At 56.6% G+C, this 18,834-nt stretch carries 18 protein-coding genes; 7 read left to right on the top strand and 11 right to left on the bottom strand.

What is annotated here, in order from left to right; translation table 11 throughout:
- Positions 1-153 precede the first annotated feature (153 nt).
- Positions 154-855, top strand: coding sequence for a GntR family transcriptional regulator (locus Q371_RS05080; protein ID WP_051963293.1), 702 nt, complete (start codon positions 154-156; stop codon positions 853-855).
- Between the two features lie 5 nt (positions 856-860).
- Here the strand turns inward: Q371_RS05080 and Q371_RS05075 are convergent, their stop codons facing one another.
- On the bottom strand, positions 861-1,184 hold the full coding sequence (locus Q371_RS05075) for a hypothetical protein (protein WP_034336963.1): 324 nt from the start codon (positions 1,182-1,184) through the stop codon (positions 861-863).
- A 233-nt stretch (positions 1,185-1,417) separates the two neighbouring features.
- Between Q371_RS05075 and Q371_RS05070 the strand changes: the two genes are divergently transcribed.
- Positions 1,418-2,356 (top strand): LysR family transcriptional regulator, encoded by a 939-nt coding sequence (locus tag Q371_RS05070; RefSeq protein ID WP_051963291.1) that lies wholly within the window; start codon positions 1,418-1,420, stop codon positions 2,354-2,356.
- A gap of 126 nt (positions 2,357-2,482) precedes the next feature.
- On the opposite strand, the gene Q371_RS05065 is transcribed toward Q371_RS05070, so the two are convergent.
- Genes Q371_RS05065 through Q371_RS05045 form a run of 5 tightly spaced genes read right to left on the bottom strand, consistent with a single transcriptional unit; the run spans position 2,483 to position 7,988 of the window.
- On the bottom strand, positions 2,483-3,694 hold the full coding sequence (locus tag Q371_RS05065; RefSeq protein ID WP_034336960.1) for an ABC transporter permease: 1,212 nt from the start codon (positions 3,692-3,694) through the stop codon (positions 2,483-2,485).
- 1 nt (position 3,695) lies between these two features.
- The gene (locus tag Q371_RS05060; protein ID WP_281174280.1) at positions 3,696-4,388 is read right to left on the bottom strand and encodes an ABC transporter ATP-binding protein; all 693 of its coding nucleotides are present in this window, start codon (positions 4,386-4,388) and stop codon (positions 3,696-3,698) included.
- Positions 4,388-5,686 (bottom strand): efflux RND transporter periplasmic adaptor subunit, encoded by a 1,299-nt coding sequence (locus Q371_RS05055; RefSeq protein WP_034336956.1) that lies wholly within the window; start codon positions 5,684-5,686, stop codon positions 4,388-4,390. The genes Q371_RS05060 and Q371_RS05055 overlap by 1 nt, the downstream gene beginning before the upstream one ends.
- The gene (locus Q371_RS05050) at positions 5,683-6,699 is read right to left on the bottom strand and encodes a TolC family protein (protein ID WP_034336953.1); all 1,017 of its coding nucleotides are present in this window, start codon (positions 6,697-6,699) and stop codon (positions 5,683-5,685) included. The genes Q371_RS05055 and Q371_RS05050 overlap by 4 nt, the downstream gene beginning before the upstream one ends.
- The gene (locus Q371_RS05045) at positions 6,696-7,988 is read right to left on the bottom strand and encodes a TolC family protein (RefSeq protein WP_034336951.1); all 1,293 of its coding nucleotides are present in this window, start codon (positions 7,986-7,988) and stop codon (positions 6,696-6,698) included. The genes Q371_RS05050 and Q371_RS05045 overlap by 4 nt, the downstream gene beginning before the upstream one ends.
- A gap of 235 nt (positions 7,989-8,223) precedes the next feature.
- Here Q371_RS05045 and Q371_RS05040 point away from each other — a divergent pair, with 235 nt between their 5' ends.
- Both Q371_RS05040 and Q371_RS05035 read left to right on the top strand, forming a co-directional pair.
- Positions 8,224-8,907 (top strand): response regulator transcription factor, encoded by a 684-nt coding sequence (locus Q371_RS05040; protein WP_034336948.1) that lies wholly within the window; start codon positions 8,224-8,226, stop codon positions 8,905-8,907.
- Positions 8,904-9,980 carry an ATP-binding protein gene (locus Q371_RS05035; RefSeq protein ID WP_051963289.1) on the top strand — a complete coding sequence of 359 codons (1,077 nt, stop codon included), beginning with the start codon at positions 8,904-8,906 and terminating at the stop codon, positions 9,978-9,980. The genes Q371_RS05040 and Q371_RS05035 overlap by 4 nt, the downstream gene beginning before the upstream one ends.
- Before the next feature lie 60 nt (positions 9,981-10,040).
- On the opposite strand, the gene Q371_RS05030 is transcribed toward Q371_RS05035, so the two are convergent.
- The 5 genes from Q371_RS05030 to Q371_RS05010 all read right to left on the bottom strand — a co-directional run bounded on the left by Q371_RS05030 (position 10,041) and on the right by Q371_RS05010 (position 16,055).
- Positions 10,041-10,886 carry a carbohydrate ABC transporter permease gene (locus tag Q371_RS05030; RefSeq protein ID WP_051963287.1) on the bottom strand — a complete coding sequence of 282 codons (846 nt, stop codon included), beginning with the start codon at positions 10,884-10,886 and terminating at the stop codon, positions 10,041-10,043.
- A gap of 6 nt (positions 10,887-10,892) precedes the next feature.
- A complete protein-coding gene (locus Q371_RS05025) occupies positions 10,893-11,831 on the bottom strand; it encodes a carbohydrate ABC transporter permease (protein ID WP_034336942.1) in 939 nt (312 codons plus the stop codon).
- Positions 11,832-11,888: 57 nt separating this feature from the next.
- The gene (locus tag Q371_RS05020) at positions 11,889-13,154 is read right to left on the bottom strand and encodes an ABC transporter substrate-binding protein (protein WP_034336940.1); all 1,266 of its coding nucleotides are present in this window, start codon (positions 13,152-13,154) and stop codon (positions 11,889-11,891) included.
- A gap of 58 nt (positions 13,155-13,212) precedes the next feature.
- Positions 13,213-14,901, bottom strand: coding sequence for a glycoside hydrolase family 13 protein (locus Q371_RS05015; RefSeq protein ID WP_034336936.1), 1,689 nt, complete (start codon positions 14,899-14,901; stop codon positions 13,213-13,215).
- Between the two features lie 146 nt (positions 14,902-15,047).
- Positions 15,048-16,055, bottom strand: a complete 1,008-nt coding sequence (locus Q371_RS05010; protein ID WP_034336932.1) for a LacI family DNA-binding transcriptional regulator — start codon at positions 16,053-16,055, stop codon at positions 15,048-15,050.
- A gap of 431 nt (positions 16,056-16,486) precedes the next feature.
- Here Q371_RS05010 and Q371_RS25375 point away from each other — a divergent pair, with 431 nt between their 5' ends.
- The 3 genes from Q371_RS25375 to Q371_RS04995 are packed head-to-tail and all read left to right on the top strand — an operon-like array spanning position 16,487 to position 18,834.
- Positions 16,487-17,278, top strand: a complete 792-nt coding sequence (locus Q371_RS25375) for a phosphate/phosphite/phosphonate ABC transporter substrate-binding protein (protein ID WP_084571240.1) — start codon at positions 16,487-16,489, stop codon at positions 17,276-17,278.
- Positions 17,275-17,892 carry a hypothetical protein gene (locus tag Q371_RS05000; protein ID WP_034336930.1) on the top strand — a complete coding sequence of 206 codons (618 nt, stop codon included), beginning with the start codon at positions 17,275-17,277 and terminating at the stop codon, positions 17,890-17,892. The genes Q371_RS25375 and Q371_RS05000 overlap by 4 nt, the downstream gene beginning before the upstream one ends.
- Before the next feature lie 36 nt (positions 17,893-17,928).
- A complete protein-coding gene (locus Q371_RS04995; protein WP_034336928.1) occupies positions 17,929-18,834 on the top strand; it encodes an ABC transporter substrate-binding protein in 906 nt (301 codons plus the stop codon).

Genomic DNA, 18,834 nt, shown 5'->3' with positions numbered 1-18,834 from the left:
TTTCTGCATTTTGTCAGTTTGATTTTTGACAAATTGCAAATCTTGGCTCTTTTTGTAGATTTATAGAGCATTTTTTTGCAGTTTGTTCAGATTTTTTCTGACAACAGGAGGGATAGCCAGAGGGGTGTGTGATGTGCCACAATGAACTCAAATATGTTGCTGGATGACCAACTTTTTTCCCTGCTGCTCGGTGCGATTTCAGAACACCGACTTCCTCCAGGCACCCGTTTGCCCGAGGAAACCCTTTCCAAAATTTTCAAGGTCAGCCGGGAACGCATGCGCAAAGTGCTGCTCAGGCTCAGCGAGACCCGCTGTGTGCAACTGACCCCCAATGTGGGCGCAAGGGTGGCCGCTCCCACCCTGCAGGAAGTGGAAGACCTTTTTCAAACCCGCCTGCTCATCGAAACCGAAACCGTCAAACTGGCAGCCCAGAAATGGACCGAACCCCAGATGCATGCCCTCAGGGCACACCTGCAAGAAGAAGAACAAGCCCGCGTGCAGCACAACCTGCCTGAACAGGTGCGCCTCACCGGGCTTTTTCACATCAAAATTGCGGAAATGGCTGGAAATGCTTTTCTGACCCGCTTCATCACCGAACTGGTCTGGCACACCGCCCTTGCCGTTTCATTGTATGGACTCTCCAGAACATCAGAATGCACCGAACTGGAGCATCAGGACCTGCTGGACGCCATCCAAAACAGAAATGTTCAAGAGGCCATCGACATCATGCGAGAGCATCTTGAACATGTGCAAGAAGGTCTGGGAGACGAACCCCGCACCTTCGAAAAAGTGAATTTGCAAGAAGTGTTGGCCCCTCTGGTGGCCCAGTTTCAAGCCCACGAACTGCAGAATTGAAACCTTCAGTGGGTTGCCGTGCGTTTGCCGCCCGAGAACAGGCGCACATACCAGGGCTCTGGGGCATGCACAGGCTCAACATTGATCGAGACATGGCGCACCGGTTCGGCATGGTATTCGCGTTTCCAGCGGTAACCGATCACTTCCAGACCCAGCAGGTTCAGGCCGCGCAAAATGGCGTCCAGACGGTCGTCGTTTTTGGGGGTGTGGATGCGCAAGGAGAAATCGCCGAGCACCCCATAAGCAAAGTGTTCGAGTTGTTCGGTGGGCTGCAAAAGGGCGCGGACTTGTTCGGGGCGGTAGGTGCCAGCAATTTCCAAAATCAACATGATGTCCTCCCTTAACCCGAAAAATCTGGGTTAAAGATGCGTGTGAGAAAGAGGTTTCGGTCCTGCCTGTCGCTTGGGGAATGTCCCTGAGATCAGCTTACCCTGACCCTCAACTTTGTCCAATCGGAAAACCAAGCCGCATGGAGGACCACATATCGGAAAAACCGATTTAACCCCTTTCTCTAGCAGAATTGGCGGATGGCCCCCACCCAAGTCCCCCCTACACTGAACACATGAAACTGACCCACTTGAGGGCACTGGTTGCCACAGCCGACACCCGCAACGTTTCGGAAGCCGCTCTGGAACTGGGTTTGTCCCAGTCCTCGGTCAGCGAAGCCCTCGCTGCACTGGAGCAACACCTGCAAGGCACCCTCGTGGAAAGGGGCCGCTTCGGGGCCAGACTCACCCCCCTTGGGGAACAGGTGGTGGTGCATGCCCGCAGTGCTCTGGCCGCCATCGAAAGCATCGAGCAGGAGGTGTCCCTGTCCAGAGGGGCCATTCAGGGCAGTTTGCGCATCGCCACCTTTCGCAGCATCGCCAGTCAGGTGATTCCTCCGGTGATGGCCCGCCTGAAGCAAACCCATCCCAACCTGAAACTCGACCTGATCGAGTGCATCAAGTGCGAACAGGACGACCTGCTGGGTCCGATCCATGCAGGCACCGCAGATCTGGCCTTCTTGCCCCAGTGCAACAGCGCAGAATTCATGTCCTGGACCCTGATGGACGATCCTTACATGGCTCTGGTTCCAGAGGGGTGGATCAGCAAAGACACCCTGCACCCCTCTGACCTGAACAACCACCCCCTGATCATGGCGCGTGGAGGCGACTGCACCAACCGGATCATGGCCTACCTTGCAGAAGAAAAGGTCATGCCCACCGAAATCCTGAAGGTCAGTGAGGACTTCACCATGTACAACATGGTCGGGCAGGAACTGGGGATTGCCCTCAGCCCCAGACTGGCCATCGACTACGTGCCCAGAGGGGTGCGGATGCTGCCTCTGGAGGTGCCTTTGCAGCGCACCATCAGCCTTGCGGTACGGCAAGGGGGCCTGAAGATGCCTGCAGTGCGGCAATTCATCCGCCTTTTGAAAGAACTCCTGCCCGAGAGTGCCCTCCCCCATCTGGAAGTCAAATCTGAAACCCCTGCTGAAAAACAGAAATCCCGATCCTGAGGCAGGTTTGAGGTTGTATTGCTAAAGGGCTGCGTTTTGCAGCACAGCCCAACCTGCTTAGCGCAGGGCAATACCCAAAACCCCTGTGCATCTTCCTGGAAAGACACACAAGGGCAATCTTGCAACTCACTCGTACCTGAGGGACTCCACCGGATCCAGCAAAGAAGCCCTACTGGCCGGGTAATAGCCAAAAAACAAGCCGACCCCCAGACTGAACAAGAAAGCCATCCCCATGCTGGAAAGTGAAGGCACCGGAGGGGTGCTGATGAGTGCCCCCACTCCGTAAGCCAGACCAAGCCCCACCAGAATCCCGAGGACCCCGCCACTGAGAGACAGCAAGGAAGCTTCGATCAAGAATTGGGTGCGGATGCCCTGTGGGGTGGCCCCGAGGGCTTTGCGGATGCCGATTTCGCGGGTGCGTTCGGTGACACTCACCAGCATGATGTTCATGATGCCGATGCCACCCACCAGCAGACTGATCCCGGCCACGCCTCCCAGAAAAAGTGTAAGGGTCAGGGTGATGGTGGAAAGGGACTGCAGCAAATCCGCCTGATTCTGGATGCTGAAGTCCCGGCTGTTTTCATCCATGGTGCGGTGCCGGGCATCGAGCAGTGCTGTGAGGTCTTCTTGCAATGCTGTGAGGTCTTCTTTGTCGGTGGCCTGCACATAGATGGTGGAAAGGTTGCCATTTTCATCCCGACTGAGGGTGCTTTCGAAGGTCTCGAAAGGAACGATCACCTGGGTGTTGGGGCTGATCAAACCATTGTTGCCTTTGTCTTCCAGAACCCCCATCACCGTGAACACCTGGTTGTTCAAACGGAAGGTGTTTCCGAGGGCATCCCCAGCAGGGAAAAGGGTGGTTGCCACTTCATATCCGATCACGGCAACTTTGCGTCGCCCCTGTGCCTCGGAGGAGGTGAAGAAACCGCCCTCTTCAGGGGTGCTGTTGCGCACCTGTTCATACTCAGGACTGGATCCAATCACCGTCACAGAGAGGTTTTCTCCATCCCTGCGGGCCTGTGTGGTGGTCTGGGTGCTGGGCGCAACCCCCGAGATCCGCCGGGGATCGTATGTCTGGATGGCTTTCAGGTCGGCCCGGGTGAGGGTGGCCCGGCTGCTCTGGCGAACCAGTCCGGTGCGGCTGCTGGCGTCGCTGTTGATGGTGAGCAGGTTGGTCCCGAGCCCTTCCAGTGAACCGGTGATGCTGCGGGTGGAGCCTGCCCCGATGCTGGTGAGGGCCACCACCGAAGCCACCCCGATGATCACCCCGAGGGCGGTGAGGGTGCTGCGCATGGGGTTGGCCAGAATGGCCCGCCATGCTGTGCTGAAAACCTCCATGTCAGACCTCCTCCAAAAGGCCGTCCCGGACCCTGAGGGTGCGCGAGGCATGCCGGGCAATGTCGGGTTCGTGGGTGATCAACACCACCGTGGCCCCTTCGTGATGGAGTTCATGAAAAAGCCCCATGATTTCCTCGCCGGTGCGGGTGTCCAGAGCCCCGGTGGGTTCGTCGGCCAAAAGCAGGCTCGGGCGGGTGATCAGGGCACGGGCGATGGCGATGCGCTGCTTTTGACCCCCAGAAAGCTGGGGAGGTTTGTGGTGGGGTTTGTCGGAAAGGCCCACCCGTTCCAGCAAGGCCATGGCCCTCTCACGGCGTTCTTTTGCAGGCACCCGGGCGTAAATCAGGGGCACTTCGAGGTTTTCCAGCACAGTCAGTCTGGGCAACAGGTAAAAGGCCTGAAACACAAAACCAATCTTCTGGTTGCGCATTCCAGCCCGCTCGGTTTCCTGCAGGGCAGAAACGTCCTGCCCATCCAGCAAGTATGTTCCCGAGGTGGCGGTGTCCAGCAGTCCCAAAATGTTCATCAGGGTGGATTTTCCACTGCCTGACGGTCCGATGATGGCGGTGAACTCCCCTCGCTGGATGTCAAAACTGACCCCCTTGAGGGCCTGAAAGGCCTGATCGCCCAGCAGGTAACTGCGCGTGAGGTCCTGCGCGGAAATCACTGGACTCTGGCCTGAGACAGCAACCATCACTGCACCCCCGGATTGGGCGGAATCAATCCCCCCGAGGGGGCACGGCTGGTTTTGCGTTCAGGCAACACCAGAGTCTCTTGCCCTTGCAAACCCGACAACACCACCACATTCAAACCGTCCCCATCGGTCACTTTGACGGTGCGGCTTTCGGTGCGGGTGTCATCCTGTTTCACTTCGACGGTGCTGGTGCCATTCAGGGTCTTCACCGCCTTCTTGGGAATGATCAGGGCGTTTTGCATGCTCTGCACCACGATTTCTCCCTGCGCACTCATGCCGGGTCGCAGGCGTTTCTGGGGGTTGGGCAACTGCACTTTCACATAAAACACCGGGATGTTCTGCTGGAGGGTGGCTTTCGGGCTGATTTCAGAGACCTTGCCTTTGAAGGTCTCACCGGGAAAAGCGTCGAGGGTCACGGTGGTCAGGTCTCCCACCTTCACCTGACGGATGCCGGTTTCATCCACTTGCATGGGGAGTTCCAGCGTTTCATCCTGCCCGATTTGCACACTGACCCCGCTGGACGCTGCACCCACCGTTCCAGTCACCTCCAGCACCTGGCCCTCCAGAGGGGCTTTCAGGGTGTGCTTTTCCAGTTGCAGTTCAGCACCCTGCAGGTTGATTTTGGCGTTTTGCACACTGAGCAGGGCATTCTGGATGGATTGCTGGTTGCTGTTGAACTGGGTTTGCTGGGTGTTGAGGGCAGAGCGGTACGCCACTTCCGCAGAATTCAGGGTGTCTCTGGCTTTCTGGAGGGCTGTCCGGGCATCCTGCAAAGCCTGCTGGCTGACCCCTCCGGCCTCCAAAAGCCGCCCATTGAGCTGAACGGTTTCCTGTGCAGCCTGCACATCCCGCCGGGCGTTGTTCAGGTTCACCCGTGCGCTTTCCACCGCCTGTTGCTGGGAACCCTGATTGTCTCTGGAAGACAGTCTGGCGTTCTGCAGGTTGTTCTCGGCGGTCTGCAGGTTGCCTCTGGCCGTTTCCAGATCGTTGCGAACCTGCTGGGCATCCAGTTGAAGGAGCACCTCTCCGGATTTCACCCGGGTACCTTCTTTCACCAGAGCCGTGACCGTCCCGGTCACCTCTGGACGCAGTTCTTGCACCGCTGTGGCTTGCAGGGTTCCAGACCCACTGACTTTCCACTCAAACACCCCGCGTGTGGCCTGCACGGTCTCCAGAGCCTGAGCCGGAGGGGTGGGTTTGGGCAGGAGCACGACCGCCCCGACCAGCAGGGCTGGCACCAACCACCACCACAGGCGTTTTCTGCTGCCCTGCGGTTTTTTTCTTGCTGCAGTGGTCATCTGGGACCTCCCACATCGTTCCCGGCAGCTGCTCCGAGCGACAACAACCCCTTGTGGAAGTTGTTCTGGGCCTGCAGCAAGCCCAGTTCACTGTTCAGCACGTTCACCTGACTTTGCAAGACCTCCACTTTGGCCACCTGTCCGTTCTTGAAGCGGGCTTCGGTTTGTTTGAGGGTCTCCCGGCTGTTTCCGAGGGCTTTTTGTTGCAACTGCACTTTCTTCCAGAGTTCCTGCTGTTTCTGGTGGGTGTCGGTGAGGGTGTTGAAGGCCGACTTCAGGGTGTTCTCCAGGGAGCGTTTGCGGGCATCAAGGGTGCTGCGGGCATCCTGCAAAGTGCTCTGTGGAGTGTAATCGTTGTTGCTCAGGGCGAGCTGCAACTCTGCACTTCTGACGTTCTGGCTGGCCTGCACCACACTGCTGAGTTGCCCCTCAAGGCCCTGTTTGAGGTCATCGAGATTCACTGTGAACGCCACCGGGGCAGGCAAAGGCTGGGCTTCCAGATCGCTGAGGTTCTGTCCGAACAGTTTGCTGAGCTGCAAGCTGTAAATGGGGATGTTGCTCTGGAGGCTTTCCAGATTCTGCTGGTCCGACTGCAAGGACTGCTCTGCATTGTCCACATCCAGAGCGGTGGCATTCTTCAATTGCTGTTTGGCCCTCTGGATGTTCAATTTGGTGCGGGAGAGTTCCACTTGCGCTTTCATCACCTCCAGGTTCTTCTGGGCTTCAAGGAGCTGGGTGTAACTGTTCAGCAAGGATTGCTGCACCTGCAATTCGCTGGCTTTCAGGTTCACTTTGGCCAGCGTGAAAGCCTGTTCTGCGGCCAGCAGGTCAGCGGCGAGAGCCGTGGGGTCCTGTTGCCGGATGTTCCAGTCATTGAGGGCATTTTGCAGGTCACTGCGGGCGTTTTGCAGGTCCGGGTTTTGCTGCAAGGTGTTCTGCCATGCGTTCTGGAAGCTGAGGGGAGCAGCGAGGGAGGTGGAAGCCAGAAAAAGGGTGAGGGTCAGCATTTTCATAAAGGTTCTCCTGTGGCAATGCGCAAACGCAGGGCTTGCAGGTACGCATTTCGGTGGGTTTGCTTGAGATTTTCCTGAGCGGTTTTGAAGGCCAGTTCGGCTTCCAGCAGGTCCTGTTTGGTGATCAGTCCCAGCGAGAGGCGTTTTTCTTGCACCTCCAGCTGGTTCCCGGCTTGCCGGAGTTGCAGGGTGCGCTGTTCCAGTTGCTGCACCTGTTCGAGATACAGGTGGTACTGGCTGGTGATGTTCTGCAATGCGGTGTTCAGGGCCTTCTGCACCGCCCATTCCTGCAGTTCTTGCTGGTTGATCAGGCTTTGCAAGGTGTACGGTTGCTGGGCATCGAGGGGCAAGTTCAATTGCAAACCCACCGCATAACCGAAACTGTTCTGTCCTGAAGACCCCAGAGGGTAATTGGCTGAGGCCCCCCATTTGCCGGTTTTGAGGGAAAAATCACTGCTGAACGTCCAGCCTCCCGGCAAATTCCCGAGTTTGCCGTTCACGGTGAGGTCCGGGAGGGCAGCGGTGAGTTGCTGGGCCTGGACGACCTCCTGGCGTTCTTGCAAAACCAGTCTGGCTTTTTGCACGGTGGGGTGGCGTTCGGCCTTTTTCAAAAGCACGTCTAGATTGGAAAATGCCGGAAGGGTGAGGGCCGGATCGGTGGTCTCCCCTTCTTGCACTTGCATCCCCAGCAGCAAAGAGAGGCTTTGCAGGGCAGATTGCACTGTGTTCTGGCGGGATTTCAGGGTGTTCTCTGCATTCAGAAGTTCCAGACGGGCACGGTCCAGCGCATCCTGTGTGGCCTGCCCAAGTTGCCTTTTTTGTTCTGTGCTCTGCACTTTCAGCGTCTGGACTTCAAGTTGCAAACGGGCCAGTTCGAGTTGCGAGCGGGCATCTTCCACCTGAAGGTATGTCTCGGTGACCTGCAAGAAAGCCTCAGATTTTTGGGTTTGACGGTCCAGTTGGGCTTCCAGCAAGGCACGCTCGGCGCTTCTGAGGTTCAACGCCGAACTGGACCATGGGGTCACATCCCAGCTGGCTTTTCCGGTCACGGAACCCGAAGTGCTGTCTGTTGGTGGACTGAAGTTGCCGGACACATTGAGGTTGGTGCTGAATTGAAAAGCAGGACCAGTGGCAGACAGGGCCTTCTGGTGTGCCAATTCAGCAGCTTTCCACTGCAAATCTGCAGTCTTGGTGGCTGGGGTGGACATGTGCCATGCGTCTTCCAGGGTGAGGGGAGCGGCGAGGGCACCGCCAAAAAGCCCCAGGGTGATCAAAATCAGGCGTCTCATGGATCGCAGTGTGGGACAACACTTTCAATCCCCGATGCACCCCACATGAATTTTTAATGAACCCAAAAACCCTGTCTGAAACGCTCTTTCTTCAGAATGCCCAAACCGCAAAAAGCTTCAAGAGCCCATCCCCCTGTGTCAAAGGGCTTTTCTGGATTCGCCCGCCTTGCACTTTGTGAAGGTTTCTTCAAAAAGCCTTCTCCCGGGGTTCAAAGGCTTGCCTACAATGAAGAACATGCACAGCATCCTGATTGTGGAAGACGAAAACGATCTTGCAGAAGTGCTGGTGCGCTACTTGCAGATGGATGGGTACCAGACCGAACGGGCCAAAGATGGCCCCGAGGGCCTCACCCTCTGGCGGGCCACCCAGCCGGACCTGATCCTTCTGGACATCATGCTGCCCCGCTTGAGTGGACTGGAAGTGCTGCGCACCATCCGCGAAAGCCGCAAACGCACTGCAGTGATCATGCTGACCGCCCGGGCAGAAGAAATCGACCATGTGCTGGGACTGGAACTCGGGGCAGACGATTACGTGGTCAAACCCTTCCGGCCCAGAGAACTGCTGGCCCGCATCAAGGCGGTCCTCAGGCGCACCCGGCAACCCGATGAAACCGATGACCGCCCCCTCAGGGTGGGAAACCTTGAGCTGGATGTGGTGCGTTTCTCCGCCAGACTCTCTGGAAAAAAACTGGAGGTCACGCCCGCAGAGTTCCGCTTGCTTTCCATTCTTGCGCGCAGTCCGGGAAGGGTGTTCAGCCGGCAAGAATTGATTGCGGAAGCCCTGCCCGAGTCCGAAGCCATGGACCGGGTGGTGGACGCCCACATGATGCACCTGCGGCAAAAAATGGTGCGACTTGACCCCACCCCCCTGCTGGTCACCGTGCGGGGCGTGGGGTACAAACTCGGTGAAGGCCCATGAAACCCGGCAGCATTTACCTGCGCCTGCTGGGGGTGATGTTGTTTCTGACCATCTCCACCCCGGTGGTGGCTTTTCTGATGACCGCCTACACCATCTCGGTGACGGTGCAGGGCAACGTGTGGGATGCTTTTCCAAAAGAGCCCTGGCCCAGCCCGGAAGCACAAATCCTCGGGGAACGCCTGCGCTGGAATGCCCTCTGGGCGGCACTCATCAGTGCCGGACTGGCATCCATGCTGGCCCTTTTTCTGGCCCGCAACATCGCCCAACCCCTCACGGAAGTGGGACGGGCCGCCCGCAGCATCAAAGGTGGGAACCTCTCTGCCCGGGCACCCAGTCCACCACAGGTGCTGGGCCAGGAAGCCCTCGAACTGGTGCAAAACTTCAATGAGATGGCCTCCACCCTGGAAAGCCTTGAAGAAGGCCGCAAACGCATGATGGCCGACATCGCTCACGAACTGCGCACCCCTCTGGCGGTGTTGCAGGCCAGACTGGACGGGTTGGAAGACGGGGTGTTGCCCTTTGATGCCGAAGAAGTGCGCAAACTGTCCATGCAAACCGCCATGCTGGGCCGTCTGGTGGAAGACCTGAGGCTCCTCACGCTGGTGAACACCCGCCAGTTGCCCTTCCAACTGCAAGAAGTGAACTTCAATGTGCTGCTCGAAGATGTGGTGTCTGCTTTCGCGTTCCGGGCAGCGCAACAAAAGCTGTCCTTGCATTTGGAGGTGCCTGACCTGCAGGTGAAAGTGCAGGTGGACCCCGACCGCATGGCGCAAGTGGTGTCCAACCTGCTGGAAAACAGCCTGCGCTATGCACAAAGCCACATTCATGTGACGTTGCACCCTTCTGGGATGTTCAGCGTGGAAGACGATGGTCCCGGGGTTCAAATTGCAGAATTGTCCCGCATCTTTGAGCCCTACTACCGCACCGATGAAGCCCGCTCCAGAGCACTGGGAGGCAGTGGACTGGGACTGCCTCTGGTGCAGGCTTTCCTGCAAGCACAGGGGGGGCAGGCCAGAGCAGAGATCGGTTCACATGGAGGGCTGAAAGTCAACTGTTGGCTGCCATTGCAGTGAAGGTGAAAGCGCAGCAATGCTCCACTTGCAAGCTGTGGTGAAATCCCACCCTTTCATGGGTCAGCCTTTCACAGCCCCAGCGGTCAAACCGGACACAATGCGCTTCTGAAAGAACAAGACCATCAAAATCAGGGGGATGGTGACCACCACACTGGCCGCCATGATCTGACCAAATGGATTTTCGTAGACAGAAGCCCCACTGAAGGTCCCGATGGCCACCGGAACGGTACGAACCCGGTCATCTGAGGTGAAGGTCAGGGCAAACAGAAACTCATTCCAGGCGTTGATGAAACCCAGCATGCCTATGGTGATCAGGGCAGGGGTCATCACGGGCAGGAGAACCTTGAACAGGGTTTGCAAGGGGGAAGCACCATCCACCACAGCCGCTTCTTCAAGCTCTGTGGGAATGTCCCGCACAAAGCTGGTCAGCACCCACACCGTGAAAGGCAAACTGAACGCGGTGTAACTGAGGATCAAACCCAGATAGGTGTTGAACAGGCCCAGACTCCGGATGATGGTGTACATGCCGCCCAGCACGGCAATCTGTGGAAAAATTGACACTGCCAGAATGACGTACATCAGGATGGTTTTGCCTTTGAAGCGGAATTTCCCCAGAGCGTAAGCGGAAAGCACCGCCAAAAGCAGGCTGATCAAAACGGTCCCCCCAGCGACCACCACAGAGTTGAGCAAATTGCGCCCAAAGGGCTGTCCCTCAAACACCGCAATGAAGTTGTTGAAGGTGGGCCGACTGGGAAACCAGTCCAGCGCCGATTTGGACAGCACCGCTGTGTCGGTCAGGCTGGTTTTCACTGCCCAGTAAAACGGGAAAAGCACGTAAAACAACATGACCAGCACCACCGCCCAGAAGATCAGGCGCAAAGGGGTTACAGGCAAGTTTTTCATCATTCCTCCTCAGTCGAACTTCACCCGTGAAGTGGACAGGTACACCACTGCAATCACCATGATGATCAGAAAAATCAGCACGGACACTGCACTGCCATACCCGAGTTGCGCATTGTCAAACATCTGCTGTCGGGCGTAAATGCTCATGGTCATGGTCTCGGGGGCGTTGCCTTTCACAATGAAGGGCATGTCAAAGACCCTCAGGGCGTCCAGCAAACGGAAAATCACCGTGACAGCCAGAGTGGTTTTCAAGAGGGGCAGGGTGAGGCGCCAGAACTGGGTCCATCTGCTGGCCCCATCCACATCGGCAGCTTCATACATGTCGCTGGGGATGCTTTGCAGTCCAGCGAGGATCATCAGGGCCATGAAGGGAACGGTTTTCCACACGTCCACACTGACCAGTGCCCAGAGGGCGGTCTCGGGGTTGGACAGGAAGGACTCGCCGACTTGCAGCAGGCCCAGTTTCTGGCCCCAACTGGACAGAATGCCAAAAGAATCGTTGTACATCCAGTTCCAGATCTGTGAGGACACCACCGTGGGAATCGCCCAGGGGATCAGGATGCTGGTGCGCACGGCTCCGCGGCCCTTGAACTGGCTGTTGATCACCAGCGCAATCCCCAGCCCAATCAGGGTTTCAATGCCCACCGACACCAGGGTGAATTTGAGGGTGGTCCACACGGCTTGCCACCACTCTGGGGTTTGCAGCAGGCCAATTCCGACCCCTTCAGGGGTGGTCAGCCAGTAGTTTTCCAGTCCCACCCAGGTGGGTCCGGGGTCGGTGTTGATGTTGTAACTGGTGAAAGACAGGTAAATGGTGCGCAAAAGGGGATAACCTGCCACTCCGGCAATCATCAGGAGGGTGGGCAACAGCAGCCAAAGGGCGGTGGTGGAGCGTCTGGCTTCCAATCCCCGGCTGGCCTGTCGCTTGAAAGTGCTTTTCACGGTCATAAAGCTCCTTGAGGAAAGTGCCCCTGTGCGGGGCACCTTCTTTCTTGCGGGGTGAGGTTACCAGTTCCGGCCTTTGATGCGCACCAGCTGGGTTTCAAGGTTTTTGAGGCTGGTCTGTGCGGTTTGCTTTTTGGTGAGCACGTTGTAGACCGCTGTGGCAAATGCGTTGGACACCTGATTGTATTTGCTCTTGGTGGGGGTGGTGGGACGGGGCACGGCATTGTTGAAGACGTCCAGCAGGTCGGGAATGAAAGGCATTTTGCTGGCGATCTCTTTGTCATCGTAAAGCGAGGGCAGGGTGGGCAGCATGCTCTGTTCGATGGCGCGTTTCTTCTGCAATTCTTTGCTGGCCAGATAAGAGGCAAGTTCGGCGGCCTCTTTGGGGGCTTTGCTGTACTTGCTGACGGCCAGTTGCCATCCGCCCAGAGTGGCAGCAGGGGTCCCACCAGGGCCTGAAGGAAGGGCGGTCACTGCAATTTTGCCTTTCACGGCGCTGCCATCGCTCTGGCCGAGGGCGTAAGCGTAAGGCCAGTTGCGCATGAACAGGGCGTTGCCAGCCTGAAACACGTTGCGGGCATCTTCTTCACCGTAGGTCACCACGGCAGCGGGACTGATGGTGCCCACCCACGAAGCCACGGTCTTGAGGGCATTCACAGCTTTGGGGTTGTTGATGCTGATGGTTCCATCGTCTTCCACCACCTGACCGCCTCCAAAGCTGGCCACCCATTCCAGAGCATCACAGGTCAGGCCCTCGTAGTTTTTGCCCTGAAAGACAAAGCCCATGAATTTGGCGTTGCCCGCCTTGCGCTCTCCAGCCTGCACTTTTTTGGCCATGGCGGTGAGGTCCGCCCAGGTTTTGGGGGCAGATTTGTAACCGTATTTTTTGAGCAGGTCGGTGCGGTAGTAGAGGATCCCTGCATCGGTGAACATCGGCAAGCCCACCAGTTTTCCTTCGTAGGTGTTGTTGCGGATGATGGAAGGGAAGTGCTGTTTGATTTCGGCAGGATCCACGTAGGTTTTCAGATCCAGCAGGTGCTCACCCAGAAGGCCGGGCCACACCACATCAATTTGCAGCACGTCGATGTCTGCACTTTTGGCAGCCAGTTGTTGCTGGAAGATGGTGAGTTTCTGGCTGGAATCGTTGGGGGTCTGCATGGCCGTGACGGTGTTGCCGGTTTTCTTCGCCCAGTTTTCTGCGTCTTCTTTGCAACTGGCAAAACCGCTTCCACTGCCACAATCCACCGTGATGTTCACAGCATGGGCGTGGGTGAGGCTGGCAAGCAGGGCGAGGGACAGCAGGCGGACGGCGGTGTTTCTGTTCATGTTTCTTCTCCTTTGAGAGCAGATGGCTTGGGGGCGCGTACAACCGTGACGAAAGGGTTCATTGGACGATCTGGTAAACCCGGGCCTCGAAAGGCAAGAGGTTCAGCAAGGGGTAAGGGGCGTGCTCCACCTGAGGATGGTTGCCGAGCAGCAAATGGGCTGGTCGGAAGTGAAAAGCCTCTGGCAGGGTGAAAGGTGTCACCTGATCGCGAAAATTCAGCACAATCAGCAGTTGTTCCTGATCACAGGTGCGCGTGAAGCAGTAGATGTGTGGGTGGTCTTCTGCCCAGAGGTCGTACCTTCCATGCACCACCACAGGGTGTTCGCGCCTGAGGCGAATGAGGTCCTGATGGTAACGGTAGATCGATTTCTGGCTTTGCAAGTCGTTTTGCACATTGAAGGTGTGAAAATTCGGGTTGAGCGGAATCCAGCTTTCACCCGTGGTGAAGCCTGCCGAGGGGGTGGCATCCCACTGCATGGGGGTCCGGGCATGGTCACGGCTTTTGTGGTGCAGGATGTGCATGACCTCCGCAGGGCAGCGGCCTTTTTGGTTCACCTGTTCGTGGTAAAAGTTGAGGGTGTCCACATCCCGGTAATCCTCAATGCGGTCAAAGGGTGCATTGGTCATGCCGATCTCATCTCCCTGATAGATGTAAGGGGTGCCTTGTTGCAGGTGGATGAGGGTGGCCAGCAGGGTGGCACTTTCATAATGGTGTTTTTCAGCGTCTCCAAAACGGGACACCTGTCGGGGAACGTCGTGGTTCCCGAGGTACAGGCTGTTCCAGCTCTGGCCTTCCATGCCTTTTTGCCAGCGGGTGAGGGTGTCGCGCAGGTCATGCAAGTGCCAGGGTTTCACCGTCCATTTGGGCACAGGAGCGGTGAGGTCGCTGTCGAGGTCCATGTGCTCAAACTGGAACACCATCGAAAAAGGCCCTTGACCTTCCCGCGCAAACTGGATGGCGATGTCCGGTGTGACGGCTGGGGTCTCCCCCACCGTGAGCACGTCGTAATGGCACAGCACTTCGTCATGCATTTCCTGCAAGAATTCCATCAAACGGGGTCCGTTGATGAAGTGCTCTCCTGCGTAGGTGTACTTTTCACCATCTCTGGAAGGCACGCTGGGCAGGCCGGGGGTTTTGGAAAGCATGTTGATGGCATCCACCCGGAAACCGTCGATGCCGCGGTCCAGCCACCAGCGCATCATCTGGTAAATCTCCTGACGCACCTTGGGGTTTTCCCAGTTGAGGTCGGGCTGTTTTTCGGAAAACAGGTGCAGGTAGTGTTCTCCGGTCAGGGGGTCCAGCGTCCAGGCCGATCCGCCGAAGTGGGACAGCCAATTGTTGGGCTCCTGACCCTCCTGACCTTTGCGCCAGATGTAGTAATCCCGGTAGGGATTGTCCAGAGACCTTCTGGATTGCTGGAACCATGGGTGCTCGTTGCTGGTGTGGTTGACCACCAGATCCATGATGATCCTGATGCCGCGCCGGTGGGCTTCCTGCAGGAGTTCATCGAAGTCTTGCAGGGTTCCAAATTCTGCTCCGATCTGCTGATAATTGCGGATGTCATAGCCGTTGTCATGGTTGGGCGAGTCGTAGATGGGTGACAACCAGACCACATCCACCCCGAGGTTCTGCAGGTGGTCCAATCTGCTGAGGATGCCTTTCAGGTCGCCGATGCCATCTCCATTGCTGTCCTGAAAACTGCGGGGGTAAATCTGGTAAACGATGCTGTTCTTCCACCACTGCATGCTGGTCTCCTACGTAAAGGTTTACGTCTGTTCTGGATGGTGGTTTGAGCGTTGCTCAATCACCAGATCTGAACAGAAGGGTTGCTGGGATTTCTGCTCTCTGGTTGCTTTTTACGTAAACCTTTACGTTGATGTGTCAAAAAAATTCACGGTCGCGACACACTCCCCCGCTCAATGATGGTGTGCGGAAACACCACACTGGAAAACAAATCTTCACGTCCATGGATGTGATCGAGCAACATGCTGGCCGCCTTGAAACCCATCTTGTAAAGCGGTTGATGGATGGTGGTCAGCGGAGGGGTGGTCATTTCGGCAATGGGCAGGTCATCGTAACCCACCACAGAAAGCTGCTCTGGCACCCGGATGCCCCGCTCGTAGGCTGCGGCAATCACGCCCACTGCCATTTCGTCGCTGGCTGCAAAAATCGCGGTCAGATTCGGAAAGCGGTCCAACAATTGGGCTGCACCGGTTTTGCCTTCCTGAAAACCAAAGCCTTCGGAGGTGATCACCTTGTGGGGGTCAAACGGCACATGGAAGTGGCTGAGGGCCTCGTGGTAGCCCACCACCCGGGTGATTTCATCGAGTTTGCCTTTTCGTCCACCGTACAGCATGCCAATCTGGGTGTGGCCCTGACCGATCAGGTAAGAGGTGGCCGTGAAAGAAGCCTTCTGGTCATCGCAACGCACACAGGGAATGCCGGGATCATCGGACTCGCCTGAGAGCACCACCAGAGGGATTTTCAGGCGTTGGATGAAATCGCTGTATTCTTTGACCAGAATTTCACTGGCAAAGACAATGCCATCCACCCGTTTCTCTGCGAGGAGTTCAAGGTGTCGCATGGTGCGCACATGGCTTCCATCGGTTTTGCAGACGATCACACTGAAGTTCTCTTGATGGGCGGCAGCTTCCACCCCCCTCAGGACACGTCCGGTGAACATGTCCGACACCTGCGGAAAGATGATGGCAAGCGTCTGGGTTTTCTGGTTGAGCAACCCCCGCGCCAGAGCATTGGGTTTGTAGTTGAGGTCCTGAATGGCCCGCATGACTTTCTGCCGGGTGAGGTCAGAGTAGCCTTCTTTGCCATTGATGACCCTCGAAACGGTGGCAATGGACACCCCAGCTTTTCTGGCCACTTCTTTGATGTTGATGTCCATGCCTGCTCCTTTCAGTAAAGCTTTTCGTTCTGTTGTCCTTGGCATTTGCGCGGAAACCCCGGTACAAAGCCAAAGTTTTTACGTAAAGCTTTACTTAAACTTCTACAAGGTGATGTGCCCAATATAATTCAATCCGATCTGTCCTGCAAGACCCCTGAAGGGTGCACATCCAGTCAACACCCAAGAAATTTTTTTCTGCAAGAAGAAAAAACCGTCTTTGCTGAACCGGGTGCAGGTAGCCACAGAAATGTCTTGCTGGGTTTGTGGTTCATCAAACCCTCAAATCCACGATTTTTTGTTTGCAGAAGGGTCGATTTCTTGAACATGGTCGCAGGGATCTTCCCATGGGCTTAATAGTTGACAATATCTGTAAACTATCTTAGGATGTTGCATCAAGAAAGCACCTTTCCATCCCAGAAAGGAAAAACAACATGTCAACATCCACTCGATTACGACTGGTCTCCTTGCTGGGACCGGGTCATCAACTGCACCTTCAGCATCTGGTTTCACACTTCGAAGCGAACAGCTCCCAACTGTTTGAAAACCCTTCTCATCTTCACTGGCACATCCAACACCGGCAACTGGCCAGTGGACAGGCACAGGGTGGGTTCATTTGCGGTTTGCTCGGGCTGCACACCCCGGACCTCGAATTCCTCGCTGCACCCGTACCCCTGGATTCCAGAGCAGAAGGCAAACCCGTTTACTTCAGCGAAGTGATTGCCCTGCGTGAGCGTTCCCTGCAGGCAAAGCATCTGCATGCTGCGCACTGGGCCTACAACGATCCCACCTCGCTGTCCGGTTTTGCTGCACCCCTCAAATGGCTGACCTCCACAGGGAATTTCACCGGAACATGGACACCTTCTGGCTCCCACCTCCAATCCATGGAATGGGTGCTTGCTGGTCAGGTGGATGTGGCAGCCATCGACAGTCAGGTGCTCTGGTGGGCGCTACAGCACAACCCCGAGTGGAAAAAGCACCTGTGTTCCCTGCTCACCCTCGGGCCTTACCCAGCTCCCCCTTTTGTGGTGCACTGCAGTCTTCCAGAACACCAGAAAAAGGACCTGCTGCAGGGACTGCTTGAACTGCACCACACCCCACAAGGCCAGCAAGTGCTCTCTGATGCTGGATTCAGCCACCACCAGCCAGTGCACAAAAGCCAATACCACAGCCTGTTTGCATTCCAAACCCCTGAAAACTTGCTTTTGACGGAAGGTGCCCGATGACTTCAAGTCCCCCTCAAGACCGCTTTTTGCCACTCCAGCCCCAAGAACACCACCCCGAGCGGTCTTTCGCAGATCCCGCCCACAACCTGAAAGACCTCTGGGATCTGGTGGATTTGCGCGACCAGTTGCTGAAGTTTGTGCTGCAAGGCCAAACAGAACCCCATCCATCCACCTTCATGCATGTCTTTCACCGCTCTGCCCTGCTGAATTTACCTACCCTGGCTTTTGTGGGATTCCGGTCCATCCTCAAACCCGACATTCCAGCGCAAATTCGGCAAGAACTGACCGACATCGACGCCAGACTGGTGCAGCACCTCAAACAAGATCCCACCAGCCCCATCCTCAGTTACAGTTCCAAACCCCTTGATGACCACAACTGGTTGAATCTGGTGGTGCTGTGTGATCCATCTGCTCTGGGATACTGGCAGCACAGCCCACACCACCAACGGGCCTCCCAGCACCTGGCACCCCATTGCTATCAGGGCATCCGCTTGCACAACGGCACCCTCAACTCTGGAATTCAGGGTCCATTGCAGATCCACTCCACCCGGTATTATGACTTCAGTGGGCCACAACCGTGGTTCGCCATTCGCAACACTTCCACTTCAGACTGAATGAAACCGCCATACCCCCGAAAGGATTGATCCCCCATGAAACACACCCTGTTTGCCCTTGCCGCCCTGACCTTCAGCAGCACCGCTTTTGCCAAACCCATCGTGGTGGCCAGCAAACTCGACCCGGAAGCCCAACTGCTCGGGCAAATCATTTTGCTCACCCTCAAAGACGCGGGCTTTGAAGTCACCGACAAAACCAGCCTCGGGGACACCGGGGTGGCCCGCAAAGCCATCCTGAGCGGAGAAATCGACGTGTACCCCGAGTACACCGGAAACGCCGTGTACCTGTTCCCAGAGGCCAAAATTGCCAGCGACAAAGCGCAGGATCCCAAAGAGATCTTCAAACTGGCCAAGTCTCTGGATGCCAAAAACGGCATCACCTGGCTGAACCCGGCCAATGTGAACAACACCTGGGCTCTGGCTTTGCCTGCCAAATTTGCCAAAGCCAACAAGCTCTCCAGTTATGCGGATCTGGCCGGTTACCTGAGCAAAGGCGGGAACCTCAAGGTGGCCGGAAGTCCCGAGTTCTTCAACCGCCCCGACGCCTTCCAGCTTTTTGAGAACACCTACGGCTTCAAACTGAAAGCCGACCAGAAACTCCTGCTGGCCGGGGCCACCCCCCTGCAAACCCAGCAGGCCGCAGCCAGCGGTCAGAACGGTGTGAATGCCGCGATGGCTTATGGCACCGACGGCACCATTGCCGCTCTGGGATTGGTGGTCCTCAAGGATCCCAAAAACGCGCAGCCGGTTTATCAGCCAGCACCGATCATCCGCACGGAAGTCCTCAAAGCCAACCCCAAAATCCAGACCCTTCTGAACAAAGCGTTCCGCACCCTGAACCAGACGGGCATCCAGAAACTGAACGCCCAGATTGCCGTGGAAGGCAAACCCGCCAGAGAAGTGGCCCAGACCTTCCTGAAAAGCAAAGGCCTCATCAAGTAA

The sequence above is a fragment of the Deinococcus misasensis DSM 22328 genome (genome assembly GCF_000745915.1).
Taxonomy (GTDB): domain Bacteria; phylum Deinococcota; class Deinococci; order Deinococcales; family Deinococcaceae; genus Deinococcus_C; species Deinococcus_C misasensis.
The sequence above is the reverse complement of the archived record's forward strand: the minus strand, read 5'-3'. Positions and strand labels throughout refer to the sequence as shown.